The sequence below is a fragment of the Actinomadura rubrobrunea NBRC 15275 genome (assembly GCF_001552235.1).
Classification (GTDB): Bacteria; Actinomycetota; Actinomycetes; order Streptosporangiales; family Streptosporangiaceae; genus Spirillospora; species Spirillospora viridilutea.
In genome coordinates, this window is sequence record NZ_BCQU01000048.1 from 1 (window position 1) to 20,464 (window position 20,464).

At 69.3% G+C, this 20,464-nt stretch carries 18 protein-coding genes and 1 pseudogene; 3 read left to right on the plus strand and 16 right to left on the minus strand.

The genetic code is table 11. The annotated features are described in order from the left end of the window. The 4 genes and pseudogenes from AR3_RS16315 to AR3_RS30650 all read right to left on the minus strand — a co-directional run. Window positions 1-333, minus strand: a pseudogene (locus AR3_RS16315) (cytochrome P450); the annotation flags it as partial. A gap of 23 nt (window positions 334-356) precedes the next feature. After that, on the minus strand, window positions 357-1,766 hold the full coding sequence (locus AR3_RS16320) for a cytochrome P450 family protein (RefSeq protein ID WP_067915072.1): 1,410 nt from the start codon (window positions 1,764-1,766) through the stop codon (window positions 357-359). Beyond that, window positions 1,763-2,095, minus strand: a complete 333-nt coding sequence (locus AR3_RS16325) for a hypothetical protein (protein WP_106259377.1) — start codon at window positions 2,093-2,095, stop codon at window positions 1,763-1,765. The genes AR3_RS16320 and AR3_RS16325 overlap by 4 nt, the downstream gene beginning before the upstream one ends. Window positions 2,096-2,402: 307 nt before the next feature. Further along, window positions 2,403-2,741 carry a hypothetical protein gene (locus AR3_RS30650; RefSeq protein ID WP_146150416.1) on the minus strand — a complete coding sequence of 113 codons (339 nt, stop codon included), beginning with the start codon at window positions 2,739-2,741 and terminating at the stop codon, window positions 2,403-2,405. Window positions 2,742-2,909: 168 nt separating this feature from the next. Here AR3_RS30650 and AR3_RS16330 point away from each other — a divergent pair, with 168 nt between their 5' ends. Then, window positions 2,910-4,301, plus strand: coding sequence for an NsdA family TPR-like regulatory protein (locus AR3_RS16330; RefSeq protein WP_067915074.1), 1,392 nt, complete (start codon window positions 2,910-2,912; stop codon window positions 4,299-4,301). On the opposite strand, the gene AR3_RS16335 is transcribed toward AR3_RS16330, so the two are convergent. The 11 genes from AR3_RS16335 to AR3_RS16380 form a co-directional block, all read right to left on the minus strand. Next, entirely contained in the window at window positions 4,243-4,818 is a 576-nt protein-coding gene (locus AR3_RS16335; RefSeq protein WP_067915075.1) for an NUDIX domain-containing protein, read from the minus strand. The two genes, AR3_RS16330 and AR3_RS16335, sit on opposite strands and share 59 nt — an antisense overlap. Before the next feature lie 243 nt (window positions 4,819-5,061). Next, window positions 5,062-5,895: a phosphotransferase family protein gene (locus AR3_RS16340; RefSeq protein ID WP_067915076.1), complete on the minus strand. Its 834-nt coding sequence runs from the start codon at window positions 5,893-5,895 to the stop codon at window positions 5,062-5,064. Between the two features lie 256 nt (window positions 5,896-6,151). Further along, window positions 6,152-6,277, minus strand: coding sequence for a hypothetical protein (locus AR3_RS32620; protein ID WP_281179276.1), 126 nt, complete (start codon window positions 6,275-6,277; stop codon window positions 6,152-6,154). Beyond that, window positions 6,278-7,351: a methyltransferase domain-containing protein gene (locus AR3_RS16345; protein WP_067915077.1), complete on the minus strand. Its 1,074-nt coding sequence runs from the start codon at window positions 7,349-7,351 to the stop codon at window positions 6,278-6,280. A 166-nt stretch (window positions 7,352-7,517) separates the two neighbouring features. Beyond that, window positions 7,518-8,270 carry an IclR family transcriptional regulator gene (locus AR3_RS16350; RefSeq protein WP_106259099.1) on the minus strand — a complete coding sequence of 251 codons (753 nt, stop codon included), beginning with the start codon at window positions 8,268-8,270 and terminating at the stop codon, window positions 7,518-7,520. A gap of 436 nt (window positions 8,271-8,706) precedes the next feature. Further along, window positions 8,707-9,000: a hypothetical protein gene (locus AR3_RS16355; RefSeq protein WP_146150349.1), complete on the minus strand. Its 294-nt coding sequence runs from the start codon at window positions 8,998-9,000 to the stop codon at window positions 8,707-8,709. Window positions 9,001-9,327: 327 nt separating this feature from the next. Continuing rightward, a complete protein-coding gene (locus AR3_RS16360; protein WP_146150350.1) occupies window positions 9,328-10,149 on the minus strand; it encodes a hypothetical protein in 822 nt (273 codons plus the stop codon). A gap of 25 nt (window positions 10,150-10,174) precedes the next feature. Next, window positions 10,175-11,488: an endo-1,4-beta-xylanase gene (locus tag AR3_RS16365; RefSeq protein ID WP_067915081.1), complete on the minus strand. Its 1,314-nt coding sequence runs from the start codon at window positions 11,486-11,488 to the stop codon at window positions 10,175-10,177. A gap of 146 nt (window positions 11,489-11,634) precedes the next feature. After that, on the minus strand, window positions 11,635-12,918 hold the full coding sequence (locus AR3_RS16370; protein WP_146150351.1) for a hypothetical protein: 1,284 nt from the start codon (window positions 12,916-12,918) through the stop codon (window positions 11,635-11,637). A 230-nt stretch (window positions 12,919-13,148) separates the two neighbouring features. Continuing rightward, a complete protein-coding gene (locus tag AR3_RS16375) occupies window positions 13,149-13,880 on the minus strand; it encodes an AfsR/SARP family transcriptional regulator (RefSeq protein WP_067915083.1) in 732 nt (243 codons plus the stop codon). Window positions 13,881-14,740: 860 nt separating this feature from the next. Then, window positions 14,741-15,640 carry a LysR substrate-binding domain-containing protein gene (locus AR3_RS16380; protein WP_067915084.1) on the minus strand — a complete coding sequence of 300 codons (900 nt, stop codon included), beginning with the start codon at window positions 15,638-15,640 and terminating at the stop codon, window positions 14,741-14,743. A 317-nt stretch (window positions 15,641-15,957) separates the two neighbouring features. Here AR3_RS16380 and AR3_RS16385 point away from each other — a divergent pair, with 317 nt between their 5' ends. Next, window positions 15,958-16,752: an SDR family NAD(P)-dependent oxidoreductase gene (locus AR3_RS16385; protein WP_067915085.1), complete on the plus strand. Its 795-nt coding sequence runs from the start codon at window positions 15,958-15,960 to the stop codon at window positions 16,750-16,752. 612 nt (window positions 16,753-17,364) lie between these two features. Here AR3_RS16385 and AR3_RS29735 read toward each other — a convergent pair. Beyond that, the gene (locus AR3_RS29735; RefSeq protein WP_227023325.1) at window positions 17,365-17,865 is read right to left on the minus strand and encodes a DUF4189 domain-containing protein; all 501 of its coding nucleotides are present in this window, start codon (window positions 17,863-17,865) and stop codon (window positions 17,365-17,367) included. 2,017 nt (window positions 17,866-19,882) lie between these two features. On the opposite strand from AR3_RS29735, the gene AR3_RS32955 reads away from it, so the two are divergent. Next, complete coding sequence (locus AR3_RS32955; RefSeq protein WP_390098970.1) at window positions 19,883-20,149, plus strand: scabin-related ADP-ribosyltransferase; 267 nt, start codon at window positions 19,883-19,885, stop codon at window positions 20,147-20,149. Window positions 20,150-20,464 lie beyond the last annotated feature (315 nt).

Below are 20,464 nucleotides of genomic sequence, written 5' to 3' on the forward strand. Positions count from 1 at the left end.
GGGCACCCCGAACAGGTCGCAGATCACCCGCAGCGGCACCTCCAGTGCGAAGTGCCGCTTGAGGTCGACCGGGCCGCCACCGTCGGCGGCGAGGGCGAGCTGGTCGAGCAGTTCGTTGACGATGCGGGTGATGCGGGGCCGCATCGCATCGACCCGCTTCGGGTGGAACGCGTCCTGGACCGGGCGGCGTAGCCGCCAGTGATCGCCGGCGTCGGCGGTGAACATGTTCCGAGGGGCCACCCAGGAGATCAGCGGCCAGTCGTCGGGGATGTGCCCGCCTACCCACAGGCGCCAGTTGTCCGGGTTCTTGCTGACGGTGACGTCAGTCAGCACCGCCTTGATAGCGCGGTAGCTGGTTACCGCCCGTGCCGGGACGTCCCCCGGAAGGGCAACCGGAACCACCTCCCCCCGCGTGAGGAGTTCGCCCGTGATGCTGCCGTCGAGGTCGGATTGGACGGGGAGAGTCCAACGGTTCTGGGGTGCCATGAGGGGTGGGTGCCTTCCGGACGCAGGGTGGGGAACGGGCGGGGGGTGAACTCGACGTCGAGCCGGTCGAGTGCCCTGGCGAAGGGGGACGGTCGCCAGCGGAGTTGGTCGGCTAGGTGCAGGTCCCGCAGCTCGGCCAGCAGGGTGGTCACCGCGGTCTGTGCGATGACCAGTGCGTGCAGTCTGGCTGGGCACTGGTGCGGGCCGACACCGAACGCGACGTAGCCGCGGTTGTTGTGGAGCGCAGCGTAATCGCGGTTGTAGGGGCTGCGGTGGGCTTGGTGGATCTGGTGGCCGGCGGGGCCTAGGCCGAGCAGGGCCAGGGTGCCCCGCGGAATGAACACCCGGTCGATGCTGACGTTGTTCTTGGCGACCAGGGGCGGGTAGTGGGTGATCGGCGGCCGTGCCCACAGCGTGTGGTGCACCACGTCGTCGGCCGGTAGGGCCAGCGACGTCACTTCGAGGTGGAGCTGCGTGTTGGTAAGGATTTCCGCGACTGTGTTGGCGATGAGGTTGGCTGCGGGCTGGCTGCCCGCGCCGACCATCAGCACCAGCGTGCCCACGATCTCCTCGTGGGTAAGCTTGCCCGGTTGCCGGGTCAGGGCTGTGGTGAGCGGGCCATGGGCAAGGCCCTGCTGGTGACGCCGCACCGTGACGTCCATGATGCGTGCCAGGTCGTAGGCCGCCTGGTCGGCACCATCGGCGTCCCAGATCCGCTTCATAAGTTCCGGGAGCCGCCACCGCTCTATCTCGTCCAAGCCGAACAACCAGCTCATGGCGATAAGCGGCAGCACCACTGCGTACTCGCTGATCAACTCGGCCCGGCCTTGTGGGAGAAGCCGGCCGATCAGCTCCAAAGCGGACTGCTCGACGTACGCCTGCAACTCGCGTACATCGACAGTGCGCAGGGCCGCCACCACGGGAGCGCGCAGGCGCTCGTGTTCGGAGCCTTCCGCGAACAGCATGTTCGGCCACTCGCGGATCATCGCCGCGGTCTCCGAGCCTGCACGAATCCAGCCCTCGGTCCAAGCGCGCGACGTGCTGGTCCTTCTGGTCCAGGCACCGGTGGCATTCCGGCAGATGGACAGGATGAGGTAGTAGTCCAGTACGAGGATCGCGGGAACGCCAGGCTCGATCTCCACCCACGCGACCCGGCCGCGCTCGCGGAGCCGCTGCCAGGCGGCCTCCGGGTCGGCGTGGAACTCCGGGCTGTAGAGCCGGGCGTACGGGGGCAGGTCCCGCACATCGGGGGGCCCGTCGTGGGAGAGGTGGCCGGTCATCGCACCGCCCCCGCGTGTTCGAGGGCGGTCTCAAGGCCCTGCGCCAGCAAGTGGGGCTCGGCGAGGACCACTTTCCCCTTGGGGGTGAGGTGTGGGGTCTGGATCCAGTGCCGGACCGTCACGGTGGAGCGCGCGACATCGGCGGCAGGGTGCAGGTCGGTGCAGGGGCCCTCCAACGTGGGCGCCGGGACCGCTACGTCTTCCTGGCACAGGCAGACGATGCCCTTGACCTTCCAAGCCTTGGCGGTACCGGGCGGCACGAGGAAGAAGAACAACACCTGGTCGTCGTCGCTCGGGCCGCAGAACACCGGCCAGGCGCCGCTTTCCACGCCCTTGCCGAGGGTGTGTCCGTGGGAGAGGAGCGCCCGCCCGAGCGGTGCGGGGGCTTGGACAGCATCCCAGCGGCGGCCAGCGGGCAGTAGGGCCGCACCGCGAGTCCAGTCCGTCACGACCGTCTCAGGGGCGCGATCGGTTAGGGATCGGGCGATGGCGAACGGCGTTGGTGGGTGATAATGGGGCATATGAGTCGGACCTCCGACGTCCGGCAAGGCCCCGGGGATTCCCGCTGTTGGCGCAGCGGCCCGGGGTCGATTTCTTGTGTGTGGGGGGCGTGGGCTTAGGGGTGCCCGGCTATGTTCATTCCGACCGTTTCGTCGCCGAGCGGTTGCGCTTGCCGGTGGTGCGGCGGATCTTGGCGTTGCCGGTGACTCTGGTGGGCTGGCAGGAGGGCTTAGGCGCGCGGGGCGGGTGCGTGTCTGAGACCGTGGGTTGGTCTTCACGAGCGAGTTCAGCGCACGGCTGAAGAGAACGGTGCATCGTAGACCGGTCCGCGTTGGTCGAAACGTCCCATTCGGGAAATGCCTGTACGGAATCGTCCATAACGCTGCCGGTGACGGTGGCCGCAGCAGCGATCCTGCGGGCGTCTTCAGCAGCCCGCTGGAACTGCGCGCGAACGCGCTGGTGCTTCGTCGTCATCGAAGTGGCCTCCCGGACGAAAGAGAAGCCGACCGGGAGCGGTCGTCAAAAGGCGTGCGCGCAGGGTGGGTGCGTGAACTGGGGGGCGTGCGAGTGATTGCAAGCCTCGGACGTGCGCAGTGGCTCATGCCACACTGCAGCCACCAGCAGCCCTCAGGAGGCACACCGATGGCGTCTAGGAACATCGAGCCCAACCGTCGGCTGGCGAAGTTGATGGAAGAGGCCGGGTTCTCCAACAAGGGTCTGGCCAGCCGCGTTGTCAGGCTGGGGAAGGTACGCGGTGCCCCTCACCTGCGGTACAACCACAGTTCCGTGGCGCGGTGGTTGCGCGGAGAACAGCCCCGCCGTCCCGTTCCGCAGATCATCGCCGAAATTTTCACCATCGAGCTGGGACGTCGTATAACAGCCGCCGACATCGGCATGTCCGCACCGGTCGTTCCGCCCGATATTGGGCTGGAACTGCCAACTTCCCGGAGCGCGTGCGTCCAGGTCGCGTCCCAGCTGTGGAGGGCCGACGCTGAACAGCAGCGGCTGCTTGTCGACGCTGACTTCGATCCAACTGCCTTCGCTTCGGCCGCGCTCGGCTGGCTCGTAGGTCCCTGGGATTCGCAGCCCACGCCGGCTGCGGGCCGACGCATCGGCACCGCTGATGTCGAGGAGATCAGGCAGGTTACCAACGCCTTCCGCATCCTGGACAACCGGCTCGGCGGCGGCCATGTCCGCGGTCCCGTGGTGGAGTACCTGAACACGCATGTCGCGCCCCTGCTGCGCGACGGGCGTTGCACAGAGGAAGTCCGGCCACAGTTCTTCGCCGCCGTTGCCGACCTGACCAAGCTGGCCGCGTGGCTGTATCACGACATGGACAAACAAGGGCTCGCGCAGCGGTACCTGATCCAAGCCTTGGCTTTGGCCAAGGTCGCCGACGACTACGGGCTCGCAGGGGAGATTCTGGCCGCGATGAGCCAGCAGGCCCAGTACGTGGCGCAGTCGCGGCGGGCCGTCGAACTGGCCCGTGCCGCCCAGTCCGCTGCACAGCGGGCGGGAATGCCCGTGTTGTTAACGGAGTGTCAGGTTATGGAGGCCCACGGGTACGCCGCCCAGCAAGAGGCCCGAGCGTGCGCGTTGGCGCTGACCAGGGCCGAAAAGAGCTACGAGCGCGCCGCCGACACTGAGATGCCGGCATGGCTGGACTACTTCGACGAGGCGTACTTCGCCGCGAAGATCGCGCACTGCTTCCGCGAACTCGGCCGAGGAGAAGAGACAGAACAGTACGCGTTGCGGTCGCTGGACATGGACCCGTCTTACCGGCGGGGAAAGACCTTCAACATCGCTGTCCTGGGGACGGCGCTGGCCCTCCAGGGGAAGGTCGACGAAGCCTGTGCCCACGTTCGGACTGCTATCGACATGGCAGTCGCGCTCACTTCGTCCCGCGTGTACCGGTACATCGGCGACGCTTGCCGCGCGCTGAGCCCGTACGCTGCGGAACCCGATGTGCGGGAACTCATGGAGTACGCCGAGGATCGGTTGCCTGATCTGCGAGTACGTGAAGAACGCCCATGATCGTGGCGGCACCGACGATTTCGCCGCGCTTGATGAGCTCCTGAGCCTCCTGTAGCGGCACCCACCGGATCGCTTCGGCTTCGTCGATGTGTGGTTCGCCGACCAGTTCGGCGCCCCGTGCCAAGTACAGATCCTGGGGTGCGTCGGCGGACCCGATCATCGGCTGGAAGGAGAACAAGAACTCCAGGTTGCGGGGGCGCCAACCCGTTTCCTCTTCCATCTCCCGTGCGGCGGCCGCGGCCGGGTCCTCGCCGGGGTTGACGTATCCGCCGGGGATCTCCCAGTCCCATTGGTCGATGATGAACCGGTGGCGCCATATCAGCAGCACGTTCTCGCCGGCGTCGTCCAGCGCGATCGTCATAACGCATCGAGGGAGCCGAACGACGTACTGGTCGAATTGGACGCCGTTGGGCAGTTCAACGCTGGCGATCGACAGGCGGATGTGGCGATTCTCGTCGACCACACGCTCGCCGTGGATCTTCCACTTGGTTCGTTCGGACGAGGAGTCGTGCGTCACGGCTCGACGCTACAGCGTCGTGAACGATGACCGCACCCGATCTCCGCCGTGCTCGCAAACGTGCCGCACGGCCGCAGCCGAGAAACACGGTCTCCGCCCCCGCGTCCGCGGTCACCGCTACGATCCCCGTCCCGGCGATCTTGGCGGGCGGGGCGGGCGCGGCCAGAACAGGCGGCTGTGACGCCGCTGCTGGCCGGTCCTGGGCAGCGGGTGGCGATGGTCGCCCCCTGTTGAGCGGCGCCCTCACAGATGAGTGGTTGCGAGTCTGGTGCGGAGCCAGCGGAGTGCGGCTTCGCCCTTGGCCCGTTGGTGCTGCCTCAGTCCCGGGATGTTGGGCGGGGCGGTGCGGAGGGACTGGGTGAGGAAGTCGCCGGCGAGGGCGGCGAGCACCGCGTTGGCCTGATCATCGGGCACGTTGCGGGAGCGGGGGAAGGCGTGCCAGATCGGTTCGGGGTCGATGCGACTGGAGGCGGCCACGGATGGCAGCATCAGCAGCAGGTCGGTCCATGGGGTACTGGCCACCGCGTACGCCCAGTCCACGACCTTGACGCCGCCGGCGGTGATCAGGATGTTGTCGGCCCGCAGGTCGGTGTGGCTGAGCGTGTTCCCGGCCGCCGCGGCGGCCCAGTCCGCTTCGAGCGCGGCGAGCTGGTCCAGGTTGTCGCGGGCCCAGGCGGGGAGCCTGTCGACGGCTTGGGGAGTGCCGCCGGTGCGGTCTCCGGCGAGGCGCCGCCAGGAGGAGAAGTTGTCGGCCAGGTCGACGCCGATCGGGAGGGTGCCGTCCGGCGCGGGCGTGAGGGCGTCGGCCATCACTGCCAGAGCTTGGACGACGAGGTCGAGGTCGTCGCGGCGCCAGGGTTGGGCGGGCATGCGCCCGTCGATGTCGTCGAGGGCGAGCGCGACCCACCCCTCGGCGTCGTAGGTCCAGCGCAAGCGCGGGGCGGGCGCCGCGTCGGGCAGCGCGGCGGTGGTGGTGGCCTCGCGCCGGTACAGATCTGGTGCGTGCGGGTCGCGGTCGGCGGAGATCGCCTTGAGGAAGATTCGGCGGCCGTCTTGCAGGGTCAGGCGGGAAGCCATGCCAGGGGACCAGCCGCCTGTTTGGCGGTCCTCGCGGGCGACGTCGGCTCCCATCGCGTGGGTGAACGCCTCCCGCAAGGGACGGGGCAGGTCGCCCCAGCCGATCCGGCGGGTGTGGCGGAGCGGGCTCGGGGGCGCAACGGGGTGGCCGGCCACAAGATCCCCCTTCAGGCGCGTATTCCAGCACGTTCGATGTCCAGCAGCAGGAGGACCGGCAGAGCGGTCGCCGAGCGCTCGAAGTGCGGACAGGCCGGCGTTAAACCTGGCCGGTTCCGTTGCAGCCCGGGCACGGGCGTTCCTCTTGCCGGTTGTCGTTGTTGAAGGTCTGCTTGCCCGTGCCGTTGCACATCGAGCAGGTCACCTTCTTGCTGTGCTTGCCCACCTACAACTCCTGGACGGGACGGTCGGGACGGTCGAGCCAGACGTGCGTGCCGTGCGGGGTCACCGACAGGCCGAAGCGGGATTTGTCCGGGCGGCCCCACGCCACCCACCGGTGGTAGGCCGTTGCGATCTCGTCCCACAGGTTGCGCGGGCCGCTCTGGGTGACCTCCGCCCCGGGGCGGCCGGGGGCAGCGACGACGAGTGCGTGGGAGTCGCCTTGGCGTGCGCCGAGCCGGTAGGTGCCGTCCGCGTTGGTGAACCCGCCGCCGGATACGCCCGGCAGCAGTCCGGCGATCGCCACGGCCAGGCCGTCGCCCGCCGCCCCGAGCTCGCGCGGGTCAAGGCAGGTCCACGTTTCCCGCGGCTCTCCGGTGAGCGGCACCGCTGCCGGGCGCTGGTCGCGCATGAGCATGAAGGCGCACCGGTCGCCGATCGGGCCGGACGCGGTCCCGTCGGCCGTCACGGTGAGCCGGACCAGGTGCCCGGACGTCCAGCCGGGCGTCCACGGCGCGACGATGACCCCGCCGGGACGGGTTTGCTCCACCCACGCGTACGGCACCGTGGCCACGCCGCAGGTGACGTGCACCCGGTCGTAGGGGGCGGCGGGCTCATAGCCGTCGGCGCCGTCTGCGACGACCACGGTCGGCGACAGTCCGGCGGCGGTCAGGTTGGCGCGCGCCTGGGCGGCGAGGGCGGGGTCGATCTCGACGGTGACGACGTCGGCGCCGAGGGCGGTCAGTAGCCCGGCGGTCCATCCGGTGCCGGTGCCGATTTCCAGCACCTTGTGTCCGCGCTCGACGTCGAGGAGTTCCAGCATGCGCCGGACGAGGCTGGGGGCCGAGCAGGAGCAGGTGGGCAGGGCGGCCGGGTCGGCGCCGGTCTTGTCGGCCAGGTCGACTGCGCCGTCGTTGAGCTGGGTGACGATCGCCCGGTCGTCGTTGACGGCCTGCCACCATCGGTCGGGGTCGGTGGTCCGGTCGATCCAGGAGTCCGGGTCGTCCACGATCGCGCCCACCATGGCGACGTCCGGAATGAACAGGTGCCGGGGCACGGCCGAGACGACGGTGTCGGACACGACGACGTCACCTCCAGCAGAAGCGGGCACTCCGAAGGTATCGAGGGCAGGGCCTGCCGGAAGGTGCCAGTTCACTTGCCTACTCCAGCGGCCTGTAGCCGGGGTGGCGGTCGCCGCCGGGCCGCGTGTCATCGACAACGACTGGTCGGCGGACCGTCGCTCGGCATCACCCGCCCGTGTGGAGGGCGCGGCTCAGGGCGAGGGCGGCGGTGCGGACGGCGGGGGAGTAGCGGGCGGGATGCATGCGGCTGCTCCACCCTGACAGCGACAGGGCCGCGATGGCGTTGCCGTCGGGGCCCAGGACGGGGCTGGCGACGCAGGTGATGCCGGGACCGGACTCCTCACGGTCGTAGGCGACGCCGTCGCGGCGGACGCGGCGCAGTTCGCGCGCCAGCAGGCCGGGCGCGGTGATGGTGCGTTCGGTGAGGCGGGGCAGGTCGCCCCGCAGCATGCGCTCGACGGTCGCGGAAGGGGAGAAGGCGAGGATCGCTTTGCCGACGCCGGTTGCGGCCGCGGGCACCCGGCCGCCCACGGAGGATGGGAGCGGCGGTCCGCCAGGTGTGGTGAGCTTCTCCACGTAGACGACCTCGCGGCCGTCGAGCACGGCCAAGTGCACGGTCTGGCGGGTCGCCTCGCGCAGGTCGGACATGAAGGGGACGGCGGCCTCGCGCAGGACGCGCTGGCGCGGCACCCGCTGGCCGATCTCGAACAGGGCCAGACCGAGACGGACCTTGCGTCCGTGCCGCTCCAGCAGGCCGGTCCGCACCAGGTCGCTGGTGATCCGGTGGACGGTGGACTTGGGCAGGCCGGTGCGGCGGGCGAGCTCCGCCGCGCCGACGGCGTCGTCCCCGGCGCGGAACGCCCCGAGGAGCGCCGCGATCCGAGCGGACAGCGTGTCCTCGTCCCTGCGCGGGATCATGGGCGCCATCGTATGTCGTCCCGTCAGACGGGACGAACGCCGATCTCCCCAAAGGCGTCGGAGCCGGGGGACGCGGCGGAAACGACAGAGAAGACCGTCGCCGGAAACGTGGTGTTCCAGCGGCGAGGGTTTCGTCGGCATGCGGCCCGCGCCGCCGGATGCGGTCGGCTTGCATCCGACCGGCCTTCCTTGCCGCGCCAGTACGGCGGCCAGGTCCGTCGCGCGCCACTATGACGCCTGCGTGCGTGACATTGACCAGCGCACGCGTGGGACCGCCGATATGACGGCTGCCGTGCCGCCGTCGTGCCCCTGCGCCTGGTCTCCGGTGACGGTCTTGAAAGGGCAGGCAGAACCGTGCTGGTCGGAACGTCTCGTGGTCGGTCCATGCCGATGACGGTTCGGTGTGGCGGCCGGCGGCGGCATGCCCGTCTGCGTTCTAGGAGGACTTCGCGCGGCGGCGGCTGCTCCAAGCGAGGCACCCGCCCGACGTGATCGCCAGAGTCGGGCCGCCGATCATCAAAGAAAGGGACAGGCGCCTGTCGGCGGCCTTCTGCTCTTCGTATGTGCGCTCGGTGGAGCTGTACTCGGAAAACGCGCGGCAGACGTCGTGGGGCGACATCACGTGGTCGCCGCATCGAACGGTGTCACAGCCAATCGTGATCAACCCGACGGCGAGGAGAACGATGCCGCCGATGAGGCCCAAGAGAGCGTAGGTGCGGGCCTCAATCATGTGCATCACCTGTATCGGCTTCCAGGGGATTTCTTGAGCGTCACGCTATTCATGTCGACTTGCAGTGCTCTGTCAGAGTCCTGTCCACGCCGGTCAGCGCTGAATTCACGATGAGCGCCCCCTACGGAGAACCCACGTCACCGCGCCTGCGGATGCTCGCGGAGCGGGCAACCGGATGCGTCCGCGTTGCCGAGACCGCCGGGCGGGCGACCCGGGCGCCGGAGCGCTGAAGCGCCCCGGGGCAAGGTGATCACATCTGCCTGTGCCGGCCGCCGTTTCGTGCGCCCGCGGAACGAGCCGGTGACGCCGATCCGATTCGACCTGAGCTCAGAGTGCGGGAGCCGTGATCTGCTGCGGCTTGCCGTGGTCGTGCAGCGTGAGCTTCGCTTTGAATTTCACGAGCGCTCCTTGCGTCATGTCCTCGTTGCCGACGGGGAATTCGCTTTCGACTTCCAGCAGCCGGACGCGGTCCTGTTCGTCCACGGAGAGAGTGAGGTTGATGATCGCGTCGCCCGGATAGACCTTGCGGGCGAGCTCGCGGAGGTCCGGCTCCTCCTTGAGGCACTCGTCCACCGTGCAGGTGACCCCGTACCGGCGCAGCCGCAGGCCGGACGCGGTGGTCGGGGTGGGCGTGCCGACCAGGGGGCCCTTGCCTCGGATCATCGCCGCAAGCATGGTCGTCTTCAGCATCGTCACGGTGCCCGCCGGATCGAGCCTGCGGTCCCCCACCACCGTCGTCGCCGCGGTGACCATGCGCCAGCGCGACGATTGCAGCGTGTTGCGGACGTAGGTGCGGCCGCCCAGCACGATCACCCGGACGGACCCGGTGCGGACGACCTTCCTCTCCGTATACGGCTTTGTCACGGTGGTGGTGACCGACCGCAGGTCCAGGTCAGTGGCGGACTGGTCGGGCGCGGAGCGCTGGGTGCCGCGCATCTGCGCGTTCATCCTGAACGGGGGGATGCTTCCGGCGTGCGCGAACACGTCGACCTCGACGTCCGCCCAGTGCGGCCGCTCCAACCCGGGGAGAACCTTCTCGTCCAGATGCCGGAAGGCTTTCACCGTGGGGTCCACGTAAACCTCTCCCGAGCAGCCGGTGAGAACAACCGCCAGGGCCGCCAGTACGGCGCCTGCGGCACGCCGCTTCATCAGGTCCTCCTCTGGGATGCTCCGGTCACCGGTGGCGGATGATGACCGGGGTGCCGGTGATCTGCAGGGACTGGCCCGGCCGGACGGGCCGGGGCGCTTCGCCGATGCGTTCGGCCTCGTAGGCCGTCGGGCCGGCGGGGTAGCTGACCGAGCCTTGTGCGGTCCACCGGATGAGGGCGTACTCGCCCGACGCGTAGACGAAGCCGCACTGCCACATCTCAGGAGGCAACCCGTCGGCGGTCCCGTGGCCGCAGAACCGAATGGACGCCCCCTTCAGCCATCCGACGAGTTGCGTCACGGCGCGCCCGGCAGGGGTCGGCGGTTCTCCTGCGTCCTGGAGCCTGAGTCCGAGGTTCGCGTCGCCCCAGCCGTAGTAGTAGGAACGCCCGAGCCGGTTGTAGAGGCCCATCAGGTAGTAGCGGGTCACCCAGTCGGCGGCCTCGCGTGCGGTACCGGGGAACGGCGGCTCCGGCTCCGGTTCCTCCGTGGTCTCGGTGTCCCAGATCGGCTTGTCGACGCCGTGGGCGGCCAGCACCGAGCGCGCCGTGGCGACCATGGCCTCGGCCCGCTCCGGCCAGCCGATCACGTCGTCGGTGCCGTCCTCGTAGAGGTGGACGGCGACCCGGTCGGCGTAGGAGTAGCCGCCGAGCGAGGCGAACCGGCTCATCCAGGTCCGCGTCTGCGCCCGGTGCAGCATGGTCGCGCTCGGGCTGATCACCAGGGCGGACGGGTCGACCGACTTGATGATCTGGTAGGCCCGGCGCGCCATCTCCACCATCTGCTCGACGGTGCCGCCGTAGAAGCCGGGATGCGTGGCCTCGTTCCACAGCTCGTACGCCTCGATACGACCCTTGTATCGAGTGGCCACGCGGCGGACGTAGTCGTCCCAGTCGCGCAGGTCGTCCGGCGGTTCGATGGTGCAGGGCTCCTTGTACCTGCAGTGGACGCCGTCCGGGTTGGCCCACAGCGGGGTCTGGCCCATCGTGTACAGGACCGGCAGCCCCTTGGACCGGGCCCCGTCGACGAGCTTGTCGAGCGTCGACCAGTCGTACTCGTCCTGCCTCGGTTCGATCTTCGACCAGCGCGTCGCGTCGTCCCGCAGCCGGACCGCCCCCACGTCGATGGTCGGCATGCTCCCGTCGGTGACGCCGACGATGTCGACGCCGAAGCCGACCTTGCCGACGGGGACCGGCGGATCGGCGGTCCAGCCGCTCGACCGGACCGACGCGTCGGCGACGCCGGATCCCCCCACCGGAGCGCCGGCCTCCGCGACGGTGATCGCCGTTAACGCGGACAAGGCCGCGATCGCGGCGGCGACGCGGACGGCGTTCCGGAGCATGCGACATCCCCCCGTTCGTTCCGCTGATGGCCGGTGCGCCCCCGCAGCCGGCCGGGAGCGTCGGGTCCGCGCCCCCGAGGCGGACCCGCACCAATCGGTAGCGCGCCGCGGCTATCCGATCGCTATCCGACTCCTGTCTGCGCTGGTCAGGCCGCCCGGCCGAAGCGGATCAGGACGGGACGCTCGCTGATCACCACGGTCTGCCCGGCGCGCACGGGCACGGACCGGCCGTCGAGATGGTCGACGCGCCGCGCACCGGGCTCCAAGGCCATAGCGGCGGTGCCCTCCGCCGTCCAACGCACGGCGACCTCCTCGCCGCCGCGCGCATCGGGAAGTCTGAACCGGCACTGCCACGCCCCGTCCGGCAGCCCGTTGGCCCGGCCCTGCCCGCACGACCGCACGGACGCCCCGTCCAGCCACTTCTGAAGGCGATCGATGAACAGGGCCGCCCGCGTCGGCGGGCTTCCCTCCACTTGAAGCACGAGGGGCAGGCCTTGGATGCCCCAGCTGTAGAAGTACATGCGGGCGTAACGGGCGTACAGGCCCGCCAGGTAGAAGCGCACCGCGTAGTTGTTGGCGTCCTCCTCCCGCAAGGGGCGCTCCGTGGGGATGGAGTGACCGGGCCCCGTCGCCCACATGGGCAGATGGACCCCCGCATTGTGCAGCGTGTTGTAGATGAGGACGGCCAGCTCCGTCATCTCCTCGGGACGGCCCGTGTTGCGGCGCGGATGCAGCTTGACGGCTGCGGCGTCGCAGAAGCGGTAGCCGCCCAGCCGCGCGAACCTCGCCAAGTCCTGGCGTCCCCGGAACGTCCACAACTCCCCGAAAGAGGGGCACACGACGGTGGCCCGCGGGTCCACCTTCTTGATGATGGCGGCGGCCCGATGCGTCATCTCCACAAGGGTCGCCATGTCACCCGTGTAGTGCTCGGGTGTGTTGGCGTAGTCCCAGATCTCGTAAGCGCCGATACGCCCCTTGTAACGGGACACCACCGCCCGCACGTACTTGTCCCAATCGGCGAGGTTGCGCGGCGGGGCCGTCCTCGAACCGTCGTCATACGCGCTTCGGGGGGCGTCGGGGGCCGCCCAGGACGGGGTGATGCCCATCGTGTACAGGATCGGAAGGCGCCTGCGTTCCGCCCCCGCCACCATCCGGTCGAGGTTGTCCCAGTAGAACGAGTCAGGACCGATGTGGATGTTCGCCCAGCGGGTGCGGCTGTCCCAAAAGCGGGCCGCTCCGATGCGGAACTCCGGCATGGCGCCGCTCTTGGTTCCGATGGTCGTGCCGAAGAAGGTCGCCGGCAGCCGTCGCGGCGGTCTCTCCACCCAGGCGGGCCCGGGGACGAACTGCACGCCTGACCGCTGCTGCGACGCCTCGGTGGTGAACCTGTCCGCCGCGGCCGCCCCGCCGGCGCAGACCGACAGAACCATCGCCGCCACCACCCCGATGGCCCTGACCCGCCTGCCGTCGGAAGCGGACGCGACCGCGCCGGACCCGACTGCGGCGGGCTTGGGAACGTCAGGCGCGGGAGCACCGAGCGCGGCTGCGGGAGGCTCGGCCGCACCGGCTGCATCAGACCCGGGCGCCGCTGCGGGGCGTGGTTCTCGAGGGCGGGGTGGGACGGCGTCGGGCGGCTGAGAGGCGCAGTCGTCTCTCAGGATCATCTCGTCAGGTCGCGCAACCGGGCCGTCGGTTCCAGGCCCGTCGCCTCCACCAGCAGCGTGCGCCCGCTGCGGTAGACCTCCAAAGCCTCGGTGCGCCTCCCGCAGCGGTACAGGGCCAGCATCAACTGGGCGCGCAGCTGCTCGCGGAGCGGATGCTCGGACACCAGCGCCGACAGCTCCGCGACGACGGCCGTGTGCCTGCCGAGCTCCAATTCGAGGGCGAGGCACTCCTCGATCGCCGTCAGACGCAGCTCGTCCAGCCGGGCCGCCTCGCGGGGGACGAACACCGCGCCGGCGCCGTCCAGCGGCTGCCCCCGCCACAGCCCCAGCGCCTCCCGGTACTCGGCGACCGCCTCGTCCGGCCGCTGATCGGCCCGGTTCCGGGCGCGTTCGATCCGTTCGGTGAATTCGGCGACGTCCACCGTCACGGAAAACCGCGGGGAGTCGGTGCGAAGCACGTAGCCGGGCGGACTGGTCTCGATCAACACGCCGGCGTCGCCCAGCGATTTCCGCACCCGATGCACCAGCGTATGGACCTGCGTGCGGGCGGAACCGGGCGGCAGATCACCCCACAGCTCGTCCACCAGCCGGTCGATCGACACCACGCGGTCCGCGCTGAGCAGCAGCGCCACGAGCAGCGCACGCTGCCTGCCGCCTCCGAGCTGCACCGGCCGGTCGCCTATCCGCACCTCGACCGGGCCCAGCACCGAGAAGACGACGTCGAGCATGCAACTCCTCCAGCCCCAAGCGCGCGGTGGGCACGCACCAGCCGCGCCGTGTCCTGATTCGGTCCCGGCATCCGCCAATGCCGCGCGTCCAGTGAACTCATCCCTGATAGTAAAGGCCGAGACGCCGTCGATCAGCGGCCGATTGCACAGTGCGAGGAACAGGCGGGTCAATGCTCACGACGGGTCGAAATGCAGAGGGATGTTAGTGATCTTGAGTCGGTCGTCCCGCGCGAGCCGGAAAATGCTCTCGTCTTTACCAATACGCCGAACCTGCGAGGTGGGCTCCCCAATACGAGACGCAGGAGGCGGAAGGCGTCCGTCCGGCTGTCCGTCGTCGACGTCATGGACGTGACGGCCGGCGGCTCCGTCGTTCGCGTTGCAAGCGTTCATGGCCGCCACCAGGGGTCTTGAGCGGCGCGGGTGGCCTGGGCGCTCCGGCCGAGCCGGACGGCGGCAGCGGCCGGGCGACGCTTCAGGCACTGCGAGGTCACGGAAGCGTCGTCCCGGCCGTAGATGCCGGGCCACCGAACGACCTTCGTTGTCGGCGGTCAGATTGCTCAACATGGCCACGGCCCCAGCCATTGCCGTGGAAACCGGAACAGCCGCGACTGATGAGCTGATGACCCTGGTCTGAGCGAGGCAGCGATACGTTCAGCCGAACAATATGCAGAAGAAGGCGAACACTGAAGCCGCGTCCCTCCCTGAGAGAGCACAAACAGCAGGCTTCAACCGCCACCTACAGTTTGATCCCGAACTTGGCCGACGCCTCTTGGGCAGGCCCGGATGCCGCATCGATGATCGGCCGCTTGATCATTGGAACACGTACCCGGCATCACGTCCGCAGGCCCCTGACGCCGGTTTCAAGCGGTGCCGGCGGTGTCGAGCACGGTGGCGCGGAACGTCGCCACCAGGGGTCGCAGGTCGACCCGGTGCCATGCGGCCCACAGCCGGACGCATGTGTCGTGCCAGGGCAGCTCGCGCACCGCGACGTCCTCCGTGGTGGCGCGGGCCATGCTCCGCTGCACGAGCGCCAGTCCGAGCCCGGAGGCGACCAGGCCGAGCGCGGTCAGCGGCTCGGCGGCGTGGAGGCGGATGTCGGGCGTGAAGCCGGCCGCCGTGCAGGCGGCGATGAACGTGTCCCGCCAGGCGGGGTCCTGGGGATCCTCGACGGCGATCCACGGTTGACCGTCGAGGTCGCTCGGGGTCACGTCCTCCTTGTCGGCGAGCGGATGCCCCGCGGGCAGCGCGAGCAGCAGCCGGTCCTCGACCAATGGCGCCGCCAGCAGGTCGGGGTCGTCCTCGACCGGAGGCTCATGGACGAACGCGATGTCGAGGCTGCGCTGCCGCAGGCCTTCGAACTGCTCGTCGGGGGACAGGCTGTACAGGGCGATGTGGACGTCGGGGCTGTCGCGGCGCAGGGCGCGCAGCGCGCGGGGCAGGATGCCGGTGTGCATGGCGTCGGCGACATAGCCGATGCACAGGCCGCCCTCTTCTCCGCGGCCCAGGCGGCGGCCCAGATTCTCCAGCCGCTCCGCGTGCCGCAGCAGCGCGCGGGCCTCGGCGAGGAAGACCCTGCCGTCGGCGGTCAGCCGGATCCGCTGCTGGCCGCGCTCGAACAGCGTGAGACCGAGCTTCTTCTCAAGCTGCGCGATCTGCCGGCTGAGCGGCGACTGGGAGATGTGCAGCCGCTCGGCGGCCCGGCCGACGTGCTCCGTCTCGGCGACGACGACGAAGTAGCGGAGTTGTCGCAGGTCGAGCATTTAGACCTCGAAGGACTCAAGTGTGTCCGAGTAAGTCTTGGACAGTCTCAAGTGGGGAGCCTAGCCTCGAACCCGCCAGACCGACGGACCGCGCACACCACGCGGAAGGCGCGTCCGTCGCAGTTCGTAAGCAGTTCGTAACCAAGGATGCGAACCATGTCGATCAAGTCGTTGCTGCCCGGCCGCCTGGGCTTCGGCACGACGAGGCCACGCCTTCCGCCGTGGGTACAGAGACGTCGCCGCACGGCGGACGCAGCCGGCCGTCACCTGCGGCGCTTGCGCGCCACACCCAAGAGCACAAAGGAGCACTGATCACCATGCAGGTCGCTTTGGAGGGCAGGACCGCTCTGGTCACCGGTTCCACCCAGGGCATCGGCGCGGCCATCGCCGAAGGGCTCGCGGCTGCCGGCGCGCGCGTCGCGGTGAACGGACGGGACGCCCGGCGTACCGAGGAGGCGGTGGAGCGGCTGCGCGGGCAGGTCCCCGACGCGCAGCTGCTCGCGGCGCCCGGCGACCTCGCCACCGACGAAGGGTCGGCGCAGGTTCTGGACCGGCTGCCCGACGTCGACATCCTCGTCAACAACCTCGGCATCTTCGGCTCGCGTCCGGCGCTGGAGATCGAGGACGAGGAGTGGCGCCGCTACTTCGAGGTGAACGTACTGACGGCGGTGCGGCTCATCCGTGCCTACCTGCCGGGGATGATCGGTCGGGGATGGGGCCGGGTAGTGAACATCGCCAGCGACTCGGCGGTGGTGATCCCGGCGGAGATGATCCACTACGGCATGACCAAGACGGCCCTGCTCGCCGTGACCCGCGGTTTCGCGAAGGAGGCGGCCGGGAGCGGCGTGACGGTCAACTCCGTGATCGCCGGTCCGACGCACACGGCCGGGGTCGAAGAGTTCGTCTACGAATTGGTCGACAAGGACCTGCCATGGGAGGAGGCGCAGCGGGTGTTCATGCGCCAGTACCGGCCGCAGTCCCTGCTCCAGCGGCTCATCGAGCCGGAGGAGATCGCCAACATGGTGGTCTACCTCAGCTCGCCGTTGGCGTCGGCCACCACCGGAGGGGCGCTGAGGGTCGACGGCGGCTACGTCGACTCCATCCTCCCGTAGCGCGCGGCATGAACCTGCTGCCTGGCGGCTGACAACCATTCATACACATACGGCAGGTCGGCCGCCCATGATTGTGTCGTCCGAACACGCACGCCCGGAGGCGATCAGCGTCCACCGAAGCCAGTTCCTGGACCTCTCGACCTGAGTCGGCGCAACATCGCAGCTCTGAGGGGGCCACAGCGCGTTCGGAAGTCGCCAGTGCGCAGCCGCCGTGACTCCTCGCCACGTCGCAGACCCCGTGCCGATCCACACTCGCCGCGTCCGGCCCCGCCAGGTCCCCGCGCAACTCGGCGCGTCACACTGGGGCGAGTTCGTCCACCAGTCGCGCGACCTCCACCTCGACGCAGGCGGTGAAGCGGGTACGGACGAGCGAACGGGTCGCGTGGCCGGGCCCGTCCAGCGCCAGCATGCTGGGCCCGACGACCCGCGCGGTGGAAAGCGGAGGTCGCGTCCCATGAGGCCTACTCGGTCTGCGCTCCACCCGTCAGCGACGCCCTCAGTGAGCAGGCTTGGACAGCTCGCGACATCCTGTCGTCCAAGCAGCGGATCGGTGACTTCACATCCCCTGGGCCAGAGGCTTGCCCGGCCAACGAAAGCGGGCGTAGGCGACCACTAGCGTGAATACCGTGTGGTGCACACCCAGGTGATCGTACGGCCGCCGCCCGCGTTGGATATCGCGTCTTTCTGGGCTGCGGCCCGCGTGGCGCCGCTGCCGCCCCAGTACCTGTTGGTCTTCGGGTTGTATGCGACCGCGCCGCAGCCGTTGACGAAGGTCGTGAGGACCTTGCAGCCGGACGCAGGGCACGCCTTCAACGCCCGCTGCCTTGCCGCGGCCGCGGACTTGTAGTCCCAGGCTCTGCCAACGGCGCCGTTGGGGGCTACCGCGATGGCCCCGTAGTTCATCGGCGGCGGTGAGTACGTGGGGACCGGGATGGACGGCACCGTGGGCGGACTGAAGGACCGGGGGTTGAAGGTCGGCGGATTGAAGGTGGGCGGGCTGTAGGTCGGCGGAGGCGGGAGGTCGGGGATCGTGGGCGTCACGGAGGCCTGTTTGCTCGACTTGTGGGCCACGAACCACCACCGCACGACGGCCCCTGCCCCGATCAGCAGCACCAAAGCACCAAGGAGCGCGATGATGACGACGGCCGGGTTGGTGTTCGGCGGCTGAGGGCCGGGCGGCCGCCATCCCGGCGGGCCGGGAGGCATCGGCGGGCCGGGCGGGCCCGAAGGAGGGCCGTAACCGGGTGGATGGCCGCCATGCGGTGGCTGTGGGGGTTGCACCGTGTCCGCTCCCCAAGATGCATCGATATGCAGAAAATCATAGCGATTTTCCATGGCCAGAACGCATCGCTGCCGCGTCCGGCCAGACGACTACAGATGCCGCGCGCACGCATCACGATCGTCACCGAGTTGCATGGCGTTGTCGCCGCCAGGACGCACCCAGGAACGCCGCGGGGAGGCCCCGGCTCGCAGCAGTCACCGAGGTCGGCGTGAGCAGGACGGGGAGCGGCAAACCCCGCCCCCACACAGGGGACACGAACACGATGAGGCTGTGGGACGTTGCTGTGCACCAGGCCGACCGCCGCCCATCCAGATCGTCTCGCCCGCTGACGACGTCCGCACACATTCAGCTCGGACGGGCGGACACTGGACGCCTACGACAACCCGTACGCGGACGACCGAGCGGGGGAGTCCAGTTTCCGCACCTTGGATGCCACCACCGGAGGCACCTCGATACCTATCCCTGCCCCGGAGATGTCGGTCCGTCCGTCGCCGATCGTCGCCAGTGACGGCGGGCGCATGGTCGCCATCGGAAATGACTATGGTCAGCTCGCGGTCTGGGACCTCGCGACCCGTCGTTGGTTCGACCTGAACGACGGCGCCGACGGCAACATCAACGCCATGGCCGCGAGCCCGGACGGGCGCCTCTTGGCCACAGGTGGAGGCTGTGGAAGACCCAGACGACCGCCCCGACTTGAAGGGCAGGGGTGAGGTTGTGGGACCTCCACAAGCACTCACTGATCACCAAGCAGCCGATGTTCTTCTGCAGTACGCGGTGACCGCCATGACCTTCAGACCCGACGGCAAGACCCCGGCCGCCGGATCGGCCGGACCGCTCGGCTCTGGAACGTCTCCGACCGCCGACCGCTCGGCCCATCGATCACCGGGCTGACCAGCGCGGTCGAGTCCTTCGTCTTCGGGCCCGACAACCGCGCTCTCGCCGTCGGCATCACCGGGACGAGCGTGCTGTGGGACGTCCGCGCACGCCGACACTCGGCACGCCGCTCACCGGCCGCACCGGCAAGGTGACCAGTCCGGCCTTCAGGCCCGACACGGCGACCCTGACCACCAGCGACAAGAGCGCCACTGTGCGACGGTGGAACACAGCCATGCCCGAGGCCCGGACGAGCCCGGCACCTGGAACGCCTACAACTACGCCAACAACGACCCCGTCAACCTGAGCGACCCCGACGGCCTCATGCCGTGCGACGGGTTCGTGTGCGGCTGGCCGCCCAAGCGGCCGTCGTCGGGGGCGGCGGTGGCGGCTCTAGCGGAGGCGGAGGGTCCGGCGGCGGTGGCGGTACGTCCATCTACGGCGGCGCCCCCAGCTGCGGAGGCCCACCGGCCGGTTCCGTGCCGTCTCCAGCTCCTCCCGCACCGCCGCCCTGCAAGAGCTGGACGTGCAAGTTCAAGAAGTTCGCCGGAGACATCGGCGGTTTCGTCAGCAAGCACCGCGCCACCATCGCCTTCGTCGCGGTCGGCGTCGGCTGCGGTGCGGCCACCGGCTGGACCGGCGCCGGCGGCGTCGCCTGCGCAGCCGCCGCGGGTGCCGTCTACGGCGTCGTCAACCACGCGCAGCACACCCCAGGGACCAGTGGTCGGTGGGCGGCTTCCTCAAAGCCGGCGCCAAAGGCGCAGCCGTAGGCGTCATCACCCACGGCGCAGCCGGCCTGGCCGCCAAAGCCGCCGCACCCGTCATCCAACGCGTCGCCCCCCGCATCGCCAGCAAGATCAAGGGCTCCGGCGGCGGCAAGGGCGGCGCACCCGCCAAGGGCAATGACAAGGCCAAACCTCAACGGGTATGGAAGGGTGACCAGCGGGATCCGCAAGGGATCGTGGCTGCAGGCGGATTCCGTGCGCGCGGCGGGACGGAGGATCTTTACGAGTATGTCGCTCGCAACCGGCCTTCGGATACGTCAGCACGTCAAAGAGCGAATCCGTCGCGCGGGACTACACCGCCAAGCCGTCGAGCAGGCGTGGGCGGGTGTACGAGATTGTCACACCAGAAGAGGGTATAGATGTCAATAAGACCATCAAGGCACCATATCCCGCGGAGCGCGAGATCGCCTTTCGTGATCTGATTCCACTGAAGCACATCAAACGGCCTAGGAGGTAAATCAACGGACGTCGGCTGGGCGAACCTGGGAAAATCCATATTGCGAGGGAAAATGATCGAGAGAGCCTGTCATATCTCCCGAGAGGGAGAGGGAGAGGGAGATGGCATGTTCTCGTCCCTGAAAAACCTCCCTGGGTGGATCTCTCTGCGTGATCCGCAGAATGGGGCAGAGTGGCGGGAATCTGGAGAAGATCTGTTCGATTGCCTGCAGAAGATTCGGGAAGAGCTGGAGCCGTATGGCGTTAGGCTCCGAATCAATGGTGCCAGGATTGACGCTCGCCCTTCGGTCATGTTGAGGAAGATGACCCGGAGAGG

Bases quoted from the DNA above. Each gene is read 5' to 3' on its own strand.
- AR3_RS16360 (WP_146150350.1), bottom strand. From the start codon at position 10,149: ATGAAGCGGCGTGCCGCAGGCGCCGTACTGGCGGCCCTGGCGGTTGTT.
- AR3_RS16370 (WP_146150351.1), bottom strand. From the start codon at position 12,918: ATGGTTCTGTCGGTCTGCGCCGGCGGGGCGGCCGCGGCGGACAGGTTC.
- AR3_RS16350 (WP_106259099.1), bottom strand. From the start codon at position 8,270: ATGATCCCGCGCAGGGACGAGGACACGCTGTCCGCTCGGATCGCGGCG.
- AR3_RS16330 (WP_067915074.1), top strand. From the start codon at position 2,910: ATGGCGTCTAGGAACATCGAGCCCAACCGTCGGCTGGCGAAGTTGATG.
- AR3_RS16340 (WP_067915076.1), bottom strand. From the start codon at position 5,895: ATGGCTTCCCGCCTGACCCTGCAAGACGGCCGCCGAATCTTCCTCAAG.
- AR3_RS16375 (WP_067915083.1), bottom strand. From the start codon at position 13,880: ATGCTCGACGTCGTCTTCTCGGTGCTGGGCCCGGTCGAGGTGCGGATA.
- AR3_RS16320 (WP_067915072.1), bottom strand. From the start codon at position 1,766: ATGACCGGCCACCTCTCCCACGACGGGCCCCCCGATGTGCGGGACCTG.
- AR3_RS16365 (WP_067915081.1), bottom strand. From the start codon at position 11,488: ATGCTCCGGAACGCCGTCCGCGTCGCCGCCGCGATCGCGGCCTTGTCC.
- AR3_RS16355 (WP_146150349.1), bottom strand. From the start codon at position 9,000: ATGATTGAGGCCCGCACCTACGCTCTCTTGGGCCTCATCGGCGGCATC.
- AR3_RS16380 (WP_067915084.1), bottom strand. From the start codon at position 15,640: ATGCTCGACCTGCGACAACTCCGCTACTTCGTCGTCGTCGCCGAGACG.
- AR3_RS16385 (WP_067915085.1), top strand. From the start codon at position 15,958: ATGCAGGTCGCTTTGGAGGGCAGGACCGCTCTGGTCACCGGTTCCACC.
- AR3_RS30650 (WP_146150416.1), bottom strand. From the start codon at position 2,741: ATGACGACGAAGCACCAGCGCGTTCGCGCGCAGTTCCAGCGGGCTGCT.